Source organism: Burkholderia sp. LMU1-1-1.1, from assembly GCF_040675865.1.
Classification (GTDB): domain Bacteria; phylum Pseudomonadota; class Gammaproteobacteria; order Burkholderiales; family Burkholderiaceae_D; genus Rugamonas.
Map to the genome: position 1 here is coordinate 153817 of NZ_JBEGHG010000078.1, position 15712 is coordinate 169528.

Here is a 15712-nt window from a genome sequence, read left to right on the forward strand (position 1 = left end):
CCGAGTTAAAAAGCTCAGCGTAAAAGGGAAGCGGGGCGGCGTCTGTTCGGGGCCTAACGAAGGTTTGGCGGCTCCCATGGGGAAATTGTTTTTTTATACAGTATAATAGCGGGTACTTTAATTCGCATGCGACACTCTTTTTATTTTTATGATAACTTGCGTGTCCATTGGGAGAGAGCACATGCAAACAGAACAACGACACAACGCTTCGCTGAGCGCGGCGGTGGAACATGGAATTTGGTTGGCCGAGTCGCAGGGGAGCGCGATCGCGTGGGCGTATATGCAAACGTATAAGGTCCCCACCGAAGCGATCCGCCGCGTGCTGGCCTATCCGGAGACCCGACGCAAGAGCGACGCCCTCCGCCGCCACCAGTGACGGCCCTGGCGCGCTAGCGCCATACAAACAAAAAACCCGCAGCGCCGATGGCGATGCGGGTTTTGTCGTTTGGTGCGGTGTAATTCGTACTTAATTCGTATTCATGGTGCCGGGAGCCGGAATCGAATAATGCTCTGCATCCCGCATCCATTCTGGCCTAGCTGCTTTGCTGCCCAGTAGCGTACCGCCAAAAATACCGTCAAATCAAAATGTTGCTCAGGCTGTCTCATCCCAACGCAGTGCCGAGAGTGTAGCATGAGCGCGCTGTACCAGCGGTAGTTGCAGCAGTTTTGCCTAATCGCCGACCATCGTACGTATAGCCTGAAGCACCTGTTGACGTGCCTGGTAGGGCAGACGATGGAAAACGACCAGCAGCCATGCGGCCTCGTCATCGACTGCATAGAAATAGGACTCCGGCACGTCCAGCACCTTGGCTATTCTCGCCACCATGGAAAAATCTGGTTCGTGCTTCGCCTTCTCATACTGGTTCATCCTCGCACTGGATGACATCTCATCGATGCCAGCAAGCACGCCCAGCTTTTCTTGTGACAGTCCTGCGCGCATGCGCGCCTCTTTCAGCCGTTCGGCGAATACAGACATTCGTAGCCCAAAAAGACTAAGATGTTCTGAGTATTCTGTTGACCGCGCACTAAGGATTCCTTAGTTGAGGGAGGCTGGTCATTTGATTGAGTTATCTTCTTTCTTTAGGTGGAGGGTGTATGTCGTCTAAAAAGTTGGTCTCGTTATGGGAGGCAACGGCAATTGGCGCGAAGCGCTTCTTTACCGGAGTTCCCTGCACTAACGGGCACGTCGCCGAACGACGCGTCGTTGGTCAGCACTGTGTCGAATGCCATCGCATCAATGCAAAGCGGCAACGACAACGGGTCAAACAAGTTAAGGCAGGCGATGGCGGTCTTGATCAAGCAAACGAGCGTTTAGTAGCGGCCCCGACTTTATTGGGCGGGTGGCCGACGCTGGAGATGTTATTGCAGATTTATTCGCTGAAGCCGCTGAAAGCGGCGGTTCTCAGCGGTAGCCAACGGTACTTTACCGGCGAGATCTGCAAGCACGGGCATATCGATTTACGCCGGGTAGCCAGTGGGGCCTGTGTCGCCTGCGAATGGCAAAAGCGTTCTGGTTCTAATGAACAAAGGAAAGAACACTTATTCTGTGCGCTCAATGGAGCGACGGCGCAGCCTGCATTACCTGAGTGGCCACTCGTCTCTCGTGAGGAAGCGTTGGCCCAAAATTTGCCTCGCTATTACTCGCGTGAAGTCTGCAAGAACGGTCATATAGGACCGAGGTACGTCGGCAATAGTGAATGTGCGCTTTGCTCAAGCAAGAGGAATCGTGATCGCTACGCAGTCGATCCTGAGTTCAGGCAGCATCGCATCGTGTATGAATCCGAGCGCAATCGCAGGCCCGATGTTAGAGAACGACGTCTTGTTCAAATGCGCGAATACAATTGCAGGCCGGAAGTGCGCCAGCGGCTACTGACGAGCATCAAAGAAATGCCTCTCGTCAAATTGAAATGGAATACCAAAACTCTGCTTCGTAATACACTTAGAAACCACCAGCATAAAAAAGATACAAAGCTTCAGGCAATCCTTGGTTGCACCATTGCCGAGTTCAAAGATCATATCACCCGGCAGTTCGCCGACGGGATGAGGTGGGAGAATTATGGGGAGTGGGAATTAGATCATATTGTGCCGCTAAGTAGCGCGGCTACAGGGGCGGAAGTCATCGCACTTTTTCATCACACGAACGTTCGGCCTCTATGGAAGGGAGCCAACCGCTCAAAGGCAGCAACGCGAGATTTTTTAATTTAGGCAATCGACTGCTGCTACTATGACCCGCTTCTCGCCCCCCATCATCCATCAATGCCCAGCATGCGCAGGGTACTTCAAGCGCTACGCGCTGATTTCGTTGTTCTTTGACACCGTAACCGAGTGGTCAGACGGGAAAAGCGGTCAGTGGTGGGCGAATGCCAGCGGTTCGGTCGGACGCTGCCCAGTGTGCACGGGCATTGTCTGGCTCGCCGACGCCGACGAGATCATGCGGGCGCCTCACAGGCCCCGTCCGATTGGCCCAATGAGCCGCGCGTGGCATCGACTTACTGGTGACCGTGGTGGATGCCTACGGGATGAGCGGGTATGGGATTCGCTGCCCGCTGGCATTAGGAACGCCGAGCAGATTGACGGCCTCAAATGCGCCGACGACTTCATCGAAGCGCTGGCAGCGTTGCCGTCGGATGTGGCCGACCGCGAAAAACACCTGCGCCAGCGATTGTGGTGGGCGTCGAACGATCACCTCCGCGTGACCGCCAGCGAGGCAAGCGCCATGCGTCAGCCAGCCGTTGCGGAAGAGATTGCCCGCGCGAACGCGCAGAGGCTCGTGGAGCTGCTTGAGCACGATCCCAAGGAGCAGGTAGCGCGCGGCGAGCTGCTGCGCCAACTGGGGCGTTTTGACGAGGCTGTAGCGGTCTTGGCGGCCGTGGTGCCGGATGGGTACTCGGAGGTAAAGGCGAGCAAGATCGATCGGCTGGCACGGCAGCGCACCACGCTGCTCCAACCCATTTAGTGCGGTGACCTGCCAATGAAGCTATTCCTGAAAAAGCTGATTGCTCGCATAGGTGACATCGGCCCGCCAATTCCGACGCCAGCAGAACGAGCCATTGAGCGCGAGGAACTTCTTCAGCGCATAGCCACTGGCCCGCGTCGGTTCGACCATATCAAGCGCCTCAATGCGCTCGACGGCCTCGACGGGGATTGGGGTTGCAAGCTGCTCCGTGTTCTGGCCTACAAGCTACATAGGTCTGATGACTGACAAGAGTTCGCGTGGCGCTGGCGGAGCTGAATGTGGCTCCGCTTTGACGCCGCCGTGTTGTTGTCGACAACAGGTCGTCGCTGCGCTGCATTACCATTCTAGGGTTTTTCGGTAAGAATATTTGATCGTTTCCGACGCGTTCAACGCAGGGTTTCACATGCAAGGGGCGCGGATCAGATGTGCTCGTGAACTAGGCGGCAACGATGGCTGGTTATGGCCGATATCTCGACCATAAGTCGGTCGGTGATCGGCCAATTCCAGAACCCGAACGCGAGATTGCCGAAGCCCCAAGGATGATGGAACTCCCACTCCACTATGCTTCGGCTTGCGCCGCAGTCTGGACACGTCATGCAGTGGTTAGCGTCGTCTTCAAACCACGAACCTACCGCGTCACTCCAAGGCAGTTCATCGGGATTGTGGCTCACGCCGCAATCTGGACAGCGGATACTGTCAATGCCGTTGTCGCCTGTGTGAAAAACTTGCCGCTGAGTCGTGACTTCCAGGCCACACATCAAGACTGGGGATATGTGAGGATAGGCATCCCACTCGGCGGCCGATGCCCCTCTGCTCAACAGGTGGTCTGCACCGGACGCTTGGCATGGAGTTGCTGATACAACGCCTTGCGCGATAAGCCATGCCTTCACTTGTTCGGCAAGTTTTGGAGCGTCCTGAAGTGAGGCGTCCAAGTCCACGATCCAGGTCACGTTATCGCTCATCGTCTGCTCTCAGAGGTCGGTATATCGGGGCAGCAAGTCCTGATCGACCAGTCGGATTTCGATGGCGTTTGCGATTTTGACGTGTTCCGGGTTATCTTCGGTAAACGGTTCGTCGGTGACGCTGACAATGATCGTGCCAACCTGCTTGTCCTTGCCCTTTTCACCGGTGAACATGACAGGCATTAATGCACGCGCCTCTGGCACTTGTTGGGCAGTGAGTAACTGGGGTAGGTAGAGCATCCAGCCGACGCCAGGGCGGTCCTTGAAGACGGGGTCGTAATACATCGTTTCCACCACCCCATATATCGGAGCGAAGATTTTCGCTGCGGCGCCAAGCGCCTCGGCCACCTGGCTCCAACCTCCCAGCCGCATCTGCTCGCGGGGTGATCGTATGGATAGTTTGAAGCTGCTTGCGACGCCGTCTTGGCGTCCGAATATACAGGCGATGGATGCGCCTTTGGCGCGATCTTCCTGGCCGTTCCACAGAGACAACGACTTGACGATGTCGTTTTTCTTGGCCCGCTCACGCAACACAGCCAGCGCCGCTGTCGTTGGCCCGTTCGCGTCGAACACAGGGTAGAGGGAGGAGGTTTCTTTATCGCCGGTGGCGATTAACCATTCCGTGTCTTTGAGCAGCGGGTCAAATTCGGAGGCCGTGCGCAAAAACTGCTGTATCTGACGCAGGAGGTAGTCAAAGGAGGCCCCATTTTCCTCGGCTGTCTTGAAACGTACTTCGAGCTGATGGTTCAGATTAGGGTTCATGGTTGATATGTCACTTCAATTTGTGGGGTCGCCGCCAGCAGAACCTTTTGCATATGTCTGTAGGAGACAGGCTGCTGGAAGTACCACCGTAGCTGAACGGGCGGCTTCGGAATTGCCTTGGCGTTCTGGGCGACGGCCTCCGCTAACATGTCTATAAAGATATTTTCTTGGAAGTCGTAATTGAACTCCCCCCATATGTTAAAGAACTGGTCGTACCCGGCTTTGGCTTCCTGTAACAAGCACTCGCCTGACACGAAACCATCGAACTTAGTGCCAGCGAAATCCCATTCCATGATGAATGTGGGACCATTGGGCATTCCGGTAATCCTTGCCTGATAGTCTACCCATTCTTTGCGTATTTTGAAGTTGCGCTGGAACGGTATGCCTTTGTCCGGTGGGCAGTCTTTGCACTTCTTACGTTCCGTAGTTGTGGCGTCGGCGCGGGCGATGGGTGTGGACTTGGCTTTATCGGCCTCCTCTTGGCGCTTGCGAGCCCGCTCCCTTGCCTCGGCCGCCAAGCCACCGACAGCGCCCACGCCCAACGCGGTCAGTATTCGCGCAGCGGCTCCTTCGATGAGCGGTATCGCCAAAGCTCCCATCAATGATCTCCCTGTAGATTGTGTTTGATGACCGCATCAAGGTCATCGAGCCGCTGTTCCGGTGTCGCGCCTGGTTTGCGCAGGTATCGATCGACCTGCGGATCGTCATGGATGCATGGCGCGTCGGCCGCCAAGTACATCAGACGCACGATGTGTGCCGTGCTGGTGAAGCCGGCGATTGCGGCGTAGTCATAGGCGGCCTGCATGCGCGTCAGTACCGCCTCGCGGCCGGGCTGCTCGCCCATCTCGGGCCGGTTGCCCAAGAACTGGTCGCGTACCGCAGCGACGAACTGGTGCGTGTCGCGCGCCTGAAGTTGCTCCCATTGGGATTTACTGAGCTTGAGCACGTTATCTCCCGATCCTTGTGCGCTGGCCACGGTGCAGCAGATGCCATTCATGAACGTGGCCAAAGAACGTTTCACGCTGCCCGGGCGCCAGCACCTCGGCCAAGGTGGCCAGCACACGCGGGTCCCAAAAGCGTAGCAGCGCAGTGCGTCCGTCCGGCAATTCGGTGTCGAGGTTCAATTGCAGCAGTTGCGCCAAGCCTTCAAGGGTTTGCGCAGCAATTAGCCAGCTCACTGCGGGTGCCGTTTGCTCCAGAGCCACCAACGCGTCGACCAGCGTTGCGCCGACGTGCTCGGCATCGATCAGCCAAGGCCCGGCGTGTGCAAGGGCCTCGTCCGGCGTGTCGGTGAATAGGGAGTAGCAACCCTCCCCAGCGGTGCAAGGCTCACCGAGCCGTTTTCGATACTGCACGCCATCGACCAGCGCGTACAAGCGTAGCGCGTCCGTGCTCTGATGTAACTGCGCGAGCCGCGCCACCACATCGTGCGGCCCCTTCAATCGCGCACCACGGTCGCGCTACCGGTGGCGGCCGCCTTGAGCAGGCAGTCTAGACAGATGCCCGATGTGGTGGGCGCCGCGATTGTGGAGGCGGCCGCCAGCGCTTCGGACTTGTCTTCTGCGGCCGGATCCCCCGCTGACGATTCGTCCGACCAAGTCGTGGTGATTTGACTCGAAATTAATTTCGCACCGCAAGCGGTTGAGTCCATATGACGCGCGTATCCGTTGCCGCCGCTGTCCACTAAGTCGCTCGGCCCGGATGTGATGGGAAACGTTCCTTTGCACTTGGGGCATACCGTCATGTCGCCGACGCGCGCGACATATTTACCGTTGATGTCGAAGGTGAGATCGGCGGTGATGACTGTTCCACCGTGGCTGGTCTTATCGCCCATGACGATGAGGGGTTTATCCACAAAATGCTCCAGTATAGGATGCTGTGATGAAATATGTTGCTACTATAGCATTCTTGGTAAATTTGTATAGTGCGCACGATGAACGTCTGCTTGTGGGCGCACTCTGGCTGCGAACTAGGATACCATCTTGCCTGAATGCAAAGGCTCACCAATTATCACATCACCTTCTGCATACGCCGCAGGCCGCCACCACACGCCGGAAAAGTAAACTCCGTCGGCGCATACACCTTCTCGTCACGCGGTAGATGCTCGGGCGATGGCCGGCACACCGACTTCTTGCGTGGCGCCTGATCGAAGCCCGGCATCTCGCGCGCCGCCTTGGCCTCGTCGGCTTGCAGTCCTCAAGTGGATAGCTCCAACTTCTCGATCTGGTGGCCGAACTTTTCCGACTTGCGACCGAACTGCATGCATCGCGGTTTGGCGATCTGCGATTTGAGATGCTCGATCTCGACGGCGCGTGTTCAGTTGTTCGGCCATGCCAGCCAATCGCTCGTCACGCTCTTGCAGGAGGCGCTCGCTGGCCAACAGCAATGCCTTCAAGGCATCGATGTCAATTCGACCCAGTGCGGCACCAGAAAATTTTTCATATTTTATGCGCGAAAAACTTTGAGGGACCGACCGGTGTGCTGCGTGTAGGCCCGGGGAGCCTTCGGCTGCCCCCTTAAAAGGAGGCGCTATGCAAGGCGAGGCAGCAGCTTCTAGCGTCGGCTCACCTAAACCAGACCAGGGCGCAGGCGACAGCGGCTGTTTGAAACAAAGCCATTACCAGAATCGCCCGTATCACTGCATTCTTCATTTCGTCACATGCGTGTGCTAATCGATCGTACACGGTGTTCTCCGGGTTTGAATGTAGGAGAAGTATAAGCCATTTACTGGAGCGGCTTGCTCGCCGCCCAACGAGGCCGTAGCGGTCGATCAGGCCCATATAATTTGAAATAGCCAGCCCGGCAGATGGACGCTTTGGCCTTGCCGATGTCTACGTCGAGCCGTTCGGATCGGCGACGGGTACCCGCCAAAAATAACATTGTCGAGGACGCGACCAATTCGACCGAACGCGGCAAATTTTTTTTATAATCTGTGCGCGAAAAATTTTGACGGATCGACCGGTGCGAGCGAGCAGGCGGGAGTGGCCCTTTGCCTCCCCCCCCCTTGGTCAGCGGTCACGAACGGCGGCAACCCGCCGACCTTCCCGGCGGCGTAGGGCGGCACAACAAGGCGTTGACGTCGACCAGATCGGCGTTGTTGGCGGCCGCGTACAACAGGACGTACTCGTTGCGGGTCAGGCCAGACGGGCGGGTCAGGAAGGTCTCAGCTTGGCGCACGCCGGCAATCATCTTGACGCGCATATCTCGTTGCGCTCGATAACCGCATCAGAGAGGCCGAAGTGGTCGACAGACTCGCCTTGATAACTTCCCCTATCTATCGCAAAAGGCGGCCTGGCAGTCATGATCAACGTCATCATCGATCACGATGCGAGCGGGATCGGCGACGAACCTTCGTGCGGTGCTTTCGTGGTCATGGAAGTCTCGATCCCAACATGCAATGATCGAAGTTATCTTGACGGATGCGTGTACCTGAGCGCGGGTTATTACTCCGGTGCGTCGAGACGAGTGCCGTCCTTAAACACGATAGTCTGCACCTCGTAGTTGGCTTTTATCTTGGCTTGGTCCGTACTCCAAAGCTTCATATGGTCATCCATGAATTGATTAATTTTGATGCCACTTCCCCGCTCCACGGCAGTTTGTTTAGCACCAATACCCCCGTCGGATGACCAACGTATGTTTATGATTTTATCGCCGAACATATCGTTAAGATGAAGAATGCCTTTCACGCCGGCAATATCCTTGTCGCTTTTGTTCTCATAGGCTAAGTCGAGCATAACCATGCGCTGGTCGTATTCGCCGAGGTTGTTGCGCTTCTCGACGAGTGCTACGGATAGCATTTTGGCGAAGGCTTCCTGCTTGGCCTTACGCTCGGCCTCAACCTTCTTCTTTAGCTCTTCTGCCTTTGCGGCCTCAGCCTTCTGGTTCTCGATCCACAGCTCTTGGTCTTTGATCGCTTGGCCAACCGTGACGCCTGCGGGCAGTTCCTTACTTGCAAATGAAGTTCGCATGATATAGCCAGTAAGCTTCTGCCCTTCCTCGGCAGTGAGCTTCTTACCTACCTCTTGCTTCTGTTCCTCAGTCAGCTTTGCGATCTCGAACTTATGTGGATCGGAACAGCCCACTAGTACGCCTGCAAATATTGTTAGAGCAGCCGCTCGGTTGATCAGCTTGCCTCGTCCTTTAAACATCCTCGCTCCCGTATGGTAAAAAAACAATTGCAACTTAGCATGCATCATATATCGATTTGCTATTATCTTGACAGAAATTCTGATTGCTAACATGAAAGAACTGCCGATACCGCAGGGGCGAATACGGTTGTGGGAATTATGTCTCAGAACAGATTGTTTCACAGATCGGATTGTCGGTTTCCAGCCGATAGCGGAAGCCTGACCGGTGTCCTGGAATCGTTCCTTTTCTTGCAGAAAATTCTCCGTGGGAACGGGTTTGTACCCAGGAAACATCGTCATTTACGCCGTTGATTCCGAACCGTATCGTCACTACACGGCGGGACACGCATTGCATGGGGAAGCAAATTGACCTTTGCTTCGATACGGTCCAGCTTGAGCAATATGTCATCAAAACGCATGAGGAGTGACTGTACGATGCCGCCAAGATGGTCTGGCGGTTTACTTGGTGCGGCGTCCTTCGAGGCGTCAGCCGTCGAGATCAGCGGAGGCGTGCGCATCACGCGGCGAAAGGGAGATTTGAACATACGGTAGTCGGCCAAGCCGCGTGAGGGTGATGTCAACATCGTGTCAGGCGCCTAGCTATTCGACCGACTATTTGACCCTCGCCGCCGGGAATGGATGCGATGTGCGCCCCCTGCCGGTAGGCTTGCCCCACCTCACGCCACCGCCGCCCTCGGACTCAATCCGTCGATGCACGGGTGACCGCCTCATGCGGTTGTGCTGTCAGCACGTGCACACCATTCTGCGCCTCTTTCCGCTTGGCCTGAACGATGCGGTACACGCTTGCGACCCCGATGTTCAACGCCTTGGCTACCTGCTCCTTGCTGCGGCCCGCTGCGAGCAGCGCGTGCACCTCTGCGGCCTTTGCGCGAGCCGTGGGCGCCGCGCCTTTGTAGGTCCGCTGTTCAAGTGGCAATGTCTTGTCCTTGGCCTTTGCCGCCTCGATACCGATACGCTGGCGCACCAGCATCTGGTCGCGTTCAAACTGTGCCACGCTGGCGAAGATATTCAGCATCAGCGTGCCCGTGGCCGTAGTCGTGTCGATGTTCATGTCGAGGATGCGGATCGACGCGCCGATTTCGGCCAGTTGCTTGGTGATGTTGACCATGTCGGCGATATTGCGGGCTGCGCGGTCGATCTTGGTGATCGTCACAACATCGCCGCGCTCCAGCTCCTTCATCATCGTCGCCCATTGGGCGCGCCCAGCCATGTCCGTGGCGCTAACCTGTTCCGAGACGATCTTATCGCACCCGGCACGCTTCAACTGCTCGACTTGGTCAGCAAGCCCGTACTGCTGGTCGAAGGTTGAGGTTCGGGCATATCCGTAGATGGTCATGTTCGCATTCCGTTTATTAATAGGATTAAGATGCATTGATAATGCTGACTATCGGACTCGTTTACAACCCTACTGATCGATTTATTTCACCGTTGCCTGCCGATCAGTGGGGCAAGCCCTTTGATAGGCTGGTGCCTGCTTAGAGATGAGCGCGACATATTGCCTCTTATGGCCAAACCCGGGTGCACCCACATACCGTCGTGCCGCGCTCTCGAAATGCTCAAAACGAAATAACGATAATCAGCGTGTCGATATCTGTAAGCACTATTTTTTAACACACCAGCACAGGTGGTCTAAAGCTGTTGCACGAGGGGCGTCTTCGACGTCATTGACTCGGAATCGAGCTTTTGTCGATGGCGAATGTATGAGAGGAACAACGCTATGTCAGAATTTGTTGATATGACATGAAAAAATTCTAAGTTTACTTGACAAAACGAGGTAATAATCAGACTATCATATTGTTATTAATTTTACATCTAAAATTAAATAAGGAGGTTGACGTGGCGACCGATAAAGATTTGATGCTTTCTCTCCTCGATAAAATTTACGCTGTCGTCGTTGGTACAGATGATATAAATGGAATCGATGCCAATCGGGGCGCAATTGCGTCATTCACGCTCCCAGGCATTCCGATAGAGAAAGAAGACCTCGACTTTAGTTTTATTGATCTAGCGAAGATGGATGTTGCTGCTGACTTTTCCAGTTTGGTAAATTCTGTCCCCCCTAATTCGGGGCGTTGGCAGCCTAGTAATAGAAAGGTTGAGAGCTATTACTCGAGGGTACTAAATGAGTCAATACGGCCGGTCGTTGAACTATCGGATGACGAAAAGAAAAGGCTCTTGGTTGCCCAGCAATCACTAACGCGACTGGTTGATGCTATCGATCTGACGACCGGAGGGACTAAGCAAGTTCCTGCGGACACGCCACTATATGAAGCCTATCAAGATCGCCAACAAGATTATCTTAACGCCTTGATGAGTTATAAGAGTTTGCAGGCGGATTTTCTTCAGCGCCCGACAGATCTAAGCGCTCAAGCAAAATGGTTTTCACAGGGACCTGTGCTAAAGAAACAGGTGGAAGCAAAATACAAGCGTTGGATCGCTGGTGGGAAAATACAAATTGAAGCTGCAATTAATACCATTGAAGAGCTTGGTAGGGGAACGGGCGAACGGTGGAGCCATATGCTGGAAATGCTTCGTGCTGGGGTTCAACAGACCTCGGAAGGTCAGGAGTTCTACTTCACAAAATATTTTCCGTCCGCATTTTGGGATGAAGCGCACGCAAGTTCCTGGACGAAGTTCAGCATGTCTCATGAGGAACTGCATACGGTGGATGAAAGCAGCACAACGAATTATGGTGGAGGAGGTGGGACATCGTTCGGTATGTGGAGCCTAAGCGCTAGCGCCTCTTACGCCGAACAAAAACAACATTTTAAGAGCGATGGACAATTGTCCACGTTTGACGTTGAGTTAATTCGCGTGCCTATCCGCAGGAGCTGGTGGGACCCAACTGTATTCTGGGATAGAGGATGGAAATTCGATCCCCAAATTTCCAATTTGGTTCTCAGTGAGGGAACTATGCCGCCTAAAGGCGAAATGGGGATGTATCCCACTGCCCTCATCGTTGCCAGAAATCTCAAAGTCGGGATAGATTTGACCAGCGAAGAAAATTCACATGTGGCAACTCAGATGTCTGCCAGTGGGAGTGTGGGTTGGGGGCCTTTTTCAGTTAAGGGCAACTACAGCAGGAGTACGGATAGAAAAACTCACGATTTCGTGCGCACCGCAGCGGGCATAGAGTGCGCAGGAATGCAAATAATCGGTTTTGTCTGTGAGCCATTGCCGAAATCCCCTAACCCGGATTTGACGCTGAACTGGAAAGCTTGACGATGAAACCACGTCTAATCTCCGCGATTTTAGTTGTTTTGTTTATTATTAATGGCTGTGCGCCAATAAGTGAATTTCGAGAATTACAAAAATCAACAACTAAAACCGATGAAGAACTGAACCGTGCCAAAGTTGAGCTGATAAAGGGGCAGGCGGATTTGCACGCAGATATGGTAAAATTGCAGCTAATTTTATCCGGCGCAGCTGGCACAAACGTAAGTATTCGGTCGGGTAACGAGCAGATACTATTTGGAAATCACTCGGGCAGCAACGCGACTATAACAGTAACGAGGCAGGATTCACCAAAGGAAAAGTCAGGTGAAACATATATCAGAATAGTACGATCTCAAAAACCCGGCGACTCAATGTCGCCTCGCCGCGAACCGAATGTTGGCGGGAGCTTGCCGGCTAATGAAGAGCATACGTTATGGCTTCAAATGTCGGGAGCGGGAGCGCAACGCAAGCTTAGAGTGCCTTGTGGATATCAACTGGAAGGGAGATCTATTGAAAGTTCGACCTTAAACGTGCTGATTCAGTACGACAAGAGCCAGTGCGCGCAGTGATCGATCTGAACACATTGAATCTTATCGCAAAGGTCTACAGCGTCCTCACAAGGACCTGCGGTCATATTTGATTTTATTATTTCAATGTGTTGCAGAATCGCATAATTGCATTCGCTAGCCTGACGCACCTCGGACGCTAGCCTCGCACTTCATCATGTCGGGTAAATGGTAACGCAGGGAAGCAGTACACAAACAGCTGTTATTGCGAATCGATTGTCGTGGTGCCGGCCATCGCGACTCTCCAAGCGCCGTGTCGAGCGCGCCAAGCACGAGTGGGGCAGATCCTTCATCGCACCACATGCCCCCCAAGAGCTTGTGCAGGGACCGGCAGTCGCTCCGACACTGCAGCGCCTCATGCGCATCGCATGAATTGGGCGGTCGCGTAAGCTAGCAATGCACAAACGTAGAAACACTCTTGGCTTGCAACTTTGCCAGGGCGATACCGATGGTAGTCGTGCACCCGGTCGAGCAGCCCCTATCGGATCGACCGCTCGCACTCACTACCCGCCATGTTCCAACCCCTGACGCACATGAGCTTTATGAATGCCCGTCAAGGGCACCAGTCGGGCGGCGAGGTGTCCGTATCGCGCGCGCCAGCACCAAGTAACCGGGCTGGTAACGCGTCGCCTGGAAGCCCGCCCATTCGCTTCGCAAGATTGAGCGGGACAAGCCGCGCGCGCTCTACCGCCGCCGCAGCGTGCTGCGCTTTAGCAGTTCGTGGCAGCGGCGGCTGTGCGAGCGATGACAGGTAAACGCTACGTACCTGTTACTGGCCATAGGCCGAATGCGGTTTGTATCACCGGGTGATGTGGCCGAGCCGCGTGCCTCGAGCCAGCCGCTCCTGGTCACACGTTCCAACCGCTGAGGCACTTCACTGCACTGCATCCCCGACAGCCCGTCCAGGCGCCCCGCCAAGCGCAGATAGCGCGTGCGCCAAGCACGAGGTAGCCAACCCGTATTCCGTCGCGTGGAGGGCCGCCCCATACGGTCTATGAGTTTGAACCGTGCCAATCGCGCACGCTCCACTGCGGATGGTGCATGGAAGCGTACGGCGAGGCTGATATGCAAGCTCGCCTTGGAAGCCCTTGTCGGGGATCGCGAAATTCGACACCCAGAGGCCAATCCCTCAGCGGCGAGTTGCGCCCAATCATTGATCAGGTCGTTGACCGTACCCAGATCGGCCCCGTATGGCACCGCTTCTTCGTTCCCGGTCAGACCATACAAGCGATTAGGAGCGTTTCAGCGTCGCGAACGCCAGGCAGTCATCTTGCCGCGCATCGCTTTGTTGTACTTGCTAACGGCGGGAGCGAGGCAGTGTCGGCCGATCAGGCCCACCTCATCAACTCCTCTGCATTGTTGTCCAAAGCCGCGTCGACGGTATTCCTAGCCAACCGCTAGGTCAAGCAACTCAGCTATCGCATGTGCCGCCTGCTAGACGCCGTTTCTGTGCCCCAAAGTGCCTTAAACCGCTTTCGTTTCGACTGACGTGTTTAGCGCCATTAGTCTATGGACCAGACGATGACAATTCGCGCAGAGGCACTGCAAATCCTCAAGCGTAGTCAAATGGCCGGCTTCCATTTCGCGCACTTGAACTTTCGCATGGTGTACCTCGATGCAAGATTCAGCATCTTCGGTTTTGTAATGTTCCACTGGGTCCATGTAGCATCGTTCACAGATGAGCTTCCCGTGAACGCGCCGATGCTGCGCCTTTTTCGCCTTTGCCAGACCAGCTGCGCGCTCTTTACGCCAATGCGGAACCATATGACCGCCGCCTTCTTGCCATTCCTCTTGGTCTTGCCGTGAAGGACTCTTGGCCTCGATAGCGTGGCCCTTCGGCACAACCAAGTAGTCGGCTTGCCGGAGCAGGCGGAAGCAGGTCGAATCCTCTCCGCCGGAGAAATGTTTTGGCCCGATATCTGGATCATCAAGCGCCAAGGATAAAGCCAGACCAAATACTGCTTTCGGCGGAAAACATCGATCGTCCGCGATAAGGTCGAAGTCAGTTGAAGGAGCAAAACGTTCGCTGGTATAGCCGTTCAAGAATCGCTGCACCGCAGCCCAAACAAACTCAGGTGTGGCTCGTGATAAGGTCTCTGCCGAAAGTCGTTGAAGATGCCGCTCGCCGCCCGGTAGTTCGGTTATCGATTTCGCCCATCGCGTGACCCAATTGCGAATGCGATACTCATGGGACCTAAGAGTGTCGCGCCAAGGCAGATGAGCAATGCCAGGCAGCTTTGCAACAGCGGACTGAACGCGGTCAAATTCATCAGGAGACCATGTACGGCCTTGCGCTGCTTGCTGAAGCTCGGGAATCGGGTAAGCCCAGGCGCGGCCCTCCTGGGACCAGGCTTTATCGAACGGAGTCACCGCTGCACATCCCAGCGGAGGTAAATCACAAAGATAGCAGGCGAAATCGATACGCGACTGGATGTTCCCATGGACTCGCCCATATTTTTGCAGCGTTCCGAGGCCAATCGCTGTAGCGGCATCGGCATTGGAAAACGGGGGGATTCGTCCACCGGCTTGAAAGGTTCTCTCTTTGAGCCAAGTGATCAATTTGGCTGTGCGCGTATTTACATCGCTATAAGTCGGCGCTGGAGGCCTGTCACTGATGTTCGCTAGGCCGAGCGTGCGACGCGCATACCAAGTGGCTCTGGGGGAGAACTCATCTGGATGTTCCAGAATGATGCTTTCATACGATAGATCCTCAAGATCCGCTTCCTCCAAAACTTGGTAGCCTTGGGTCGGCTTGCTCTTCGAGACAGAAACTTCAGCAGCGTCGATTAAACCGCGCGAACGGATTTGAGGTAATGTGCGATTTGGCGTTTTCCCCTGCCGCTTCATTACGGCTGCATACTCCCCGATCGCAAATACGATTGCGCGCTCCGCTGGCGTAAGCTCGTTCAGGACTACACCTGTCTCCCGGATAATGTAATCCACTCCCAAGCTTGTAAATTGTACTTTGATCGCATCGACGACGTCAGGTGTCATCTTTCCCTTTGCCCTTATGTTATTTTCCAGTTGCTCGAGGTCCTTCCAAGAGCGAACAGTACTTATTGTTTTGTTGAGTCTGACATCCACAGGTTGCCTTTTGCGCTA

The 15712-nt window shown here is 54.9% G+C and carries 18 protein-coding genes; 6 read left to right on the top strand and 12 right to left on the bottom strand.

Annotated elements, in window-relative coordinates:
• Nucleotides 1–181: 181 nt before the first annotated feature.
• Nucleotides 182–376 carry a hypothetical protein gene (locus MRBLMU1_RS30295; protein ID WP_363509888.1) on the top strand — a complete coding sequence of 65 codons (195 nt, stop codon included), beginning with the start codon at nt 182–184 and terminating at the stop codon, nt 374–376.
• Nucleotides 377–670: 294 nt separating this feature from the next.
• Here the strand turns inward: MRBLMU1_RS30295 and MRBLMU1_RS30300 are convergent, their stop codons facing one another.
• Entirely contained in the window at nt 671–976 is a 306-nt protein-coding gene (locus MRBLMU1_RS30300) for a helix-turn-helix domain-containing protein (protein ID WP_363509890.1), read from the bottom strand.
• 119 nt (nt 977–1095) lie between these two features.
• Here MRBLMU1_RS30300 and MRBLMU1_RS30305 point away from each other — a divergent pair, with 119 nt between their 5' ends.
• Genes MRBLMU1_RS30305 through MRBLMU1_RS30315 form a run of 3 tightly spaced genes read left to right on the top strand, consistent with a single transcriptional unit; the run spans nt 1096 to nt 3202 of the window.
• The gene (locus MRBLMU1_RS30305) at nt 1096–2205 is read left to right on the top strand and encodes a hypothetical protein (RefSeq protein WP_363509892.1); all 1110 of its coding nucleotides are present in this window, start codon (nt 1096–1098) and stop codon (nt 2203–2205) included.
• A gap of 19 nt (nt 2206–2224) precedes the next feature.
• A complete protein-coding gene (locus MRBLMU1_RS30310; RefSeq protein ID WP_363509894.1) occupies nt 2225–2956 on the top strand; it encodes a hypothetical protein in 732 nt (243 codons plus the stop codon).
• 15 nt (nt 2957–2971) lie between these two features.
• Nucleotides 2972–3202: a hypothetical protein gene (locus tag MRBLMU1_RS30315; protein WP_363509896.1), complete on the top strand. Its 231-nt coding sequence runs from the start codon at nt 2972–2974 to the stop codon at nt 3200–3202.
• 173 nt (nt 3203–3375) lie between these two features.
• Here MRBLMU1_RS30315 and MRBLMU1_RS30320 read toward each other — a convergent pair whose 3' ends face one another.
• The 10 genes from MRBLMU1_RS30320 to MRBLMU1_RS30365 all read right to left on the bottom strand — a co-directional run bounded on the left by MRBLMU1_RS30320 (nt 3376) and on the right by MRBLMU1_RS30365 (nt 10164).
• Nucleotides 3376–3918: a serine/threonine protein kinase gene (locus MRBLMU1_RS30320; RefSeq protein WP_363509898.1), complete on the bottom strand. Its 543-nt coding sequence runs from the start codon at nt 3916–3918 to the stop codon at nt 3376–3378.
• Between the two features lie 9 nt (nt 3919–3927).
• Nucleotides 3928–4680 (bottom strand): immunity 52 family protein, encoded by a 753-nt coding sequence (locus tag MRBLMU1_RS30325; RefSeq protein ID WP_363509900.1) that lies wholly within the window; start codon nt 4678–4680, stop codon nt 3928–3930.
• Nucleotides 4677–5279 (bottom strand): restriction endonuclease fold toxin 5 domain-containing protein, encoded by a 603-nt coding sequence (locus tag MRBLMU1_RS30330; RefSeq protein WP_363509902.1) that lies wholly within the window; start codon nt 5277–5279, stop codon nt 4677–4679. Before MRBLMU1_RS30330 ends, MRBLMU1_RS30325 begins: the two co-directional genes overlap by 4 nt.
• Nucleotides 5279–5626 (bottom strand): hypothetical protein, encoded by a 348-nt coding sequence (locus tag MRBLMU1_RS30335; RefSeq protein WP_363509904.1) that lies wholly within the window; start codon nt 5624–5626, stop codon nt 5279–5281. The genes MRBLMU1_RS30330 and MRBLMU1_RS30335 overlap by 1 nt, the downstream gene beginning before the upstream one ends.
• Nucleotide 5627: 1 nt before the next feature.
• On the bottom strand, nt 5628–6122 hold the full coding sequence (locus tag MRBLMU1_RS30340; RefSeq protein WP_363509906.1) for a DUF4123 domain-containing protein: 495 nt from the start codon (nt 6120–6122) through the stop codon (nt 5628–5630).
• Nucleotides 6119–6535, bottom strand: coding sequence for a PAAR domain-containing protein (locus MRBLMU1_RS30345; protein WP_363509908.1), 417 nt, complete (start codon nt 6533–6535; stop codon nt 6119–6121). The genes MRBLMU1_RS30340 and MRBLMU1_RS30345 overlap by 4 nt, the downstream gene beginning before the upstream one ends.
• 341 nt (nt 6536–6876) lie before the next feature.
• Nucleotides 6877–6942 carry a hypothetical protein gene (locus tag MRBLMU1_RS30350; protein WP_363510261.1) on the bottom strand — a complete coding sequence of 22 codons (66 nt, stop codon included), beginning with the start codon at nt 6940–6942 and terminating at the stop codon, nt 6877–6879.
• A 753-nt stretch (nt 6943–7695) separates the two neighbouring features.
• Nucleotides 7696–7881: a hypothetical protein gene (locus MRBLMU1_RS30355; RefSeq protein ID WP_363509910.1), complete on the bottom strand. Its 186-nt coding sequence runs from the start codon at nt 7879–7881 to the stop codon at nt 7696–7698.
• A gap of 242 nt (nt 7882–8123) precedes the next feature.
• Complete coding sequence (locus MRBLMU1_RS30360) at nt 8124–9107, bottom strand: hypothetical protein (RefSeq protein ID WP_363509912.1); 984 nt, start codon at nt 9105–9107, stop codon at nt 8124–8126.
• Between the two features lie 400 nt (nt 9108–9507).
• The gene (locus MRBLMU1_RS30365) at nt 9508–10164 is read right to left on the bottom strand and encodes a recombinase family protein (RefSeq protein WP_363509914.1); all 657 of its coding nucleotides are present in this window, start codon (nt 10162–10164) and stop codon (nt 9508–9510) included.
• Between the two features lie 500 nt (nt 10165–10664).
• Here MRBLMU1_RS30365 and MRBLMU1_RS30370 point away from each other — a divergent pair, with 500 nt between their 5' ends.
• Together MRBLMU1_RS30370 and MRBLMU1_RS30375 are read left to right on the top strand one after the other, a co-directional pair.
• On the top strand, nt 10665–12050 hold the full coding sequence (locus MRBLMU1_RS30370; protein WP_363509916.1) for a hypothetical protein: 1386 nt from the start codon (nt 10665–10667) through the stop codon (nt 12048–12050).
• Between the two features lie 2 nt (nt 12051–12052).
• Nucleotides 12053–12613, top strand: coding sequence for a hypothetical protein (locus MRBLMU1_RS30375; protein WP_363509918.1), 561 nt, complete (start codon nt 12053–12055; stop codon nt 12611–12613).
• A gap of 1461 nt (nt 12614–14074) precedes the next feature.
• Here the strand turns inward: MRBLMU1_RS30375 and MRBLMU1_RS30380 are convergent.
• Nucleotides 14075–15694: a hypothetical protein gene (locus MRBLMU1_RS30380; protein WP_363509920.1), complete on the bottom strand. Its 1620-nt coding sequence runs from the start codon at nt 15692–15694 to the stop codon at nt 14075–14077.
• Between the last annotated feature and the right edge of the window lie 18 nt (nt 15695–15712).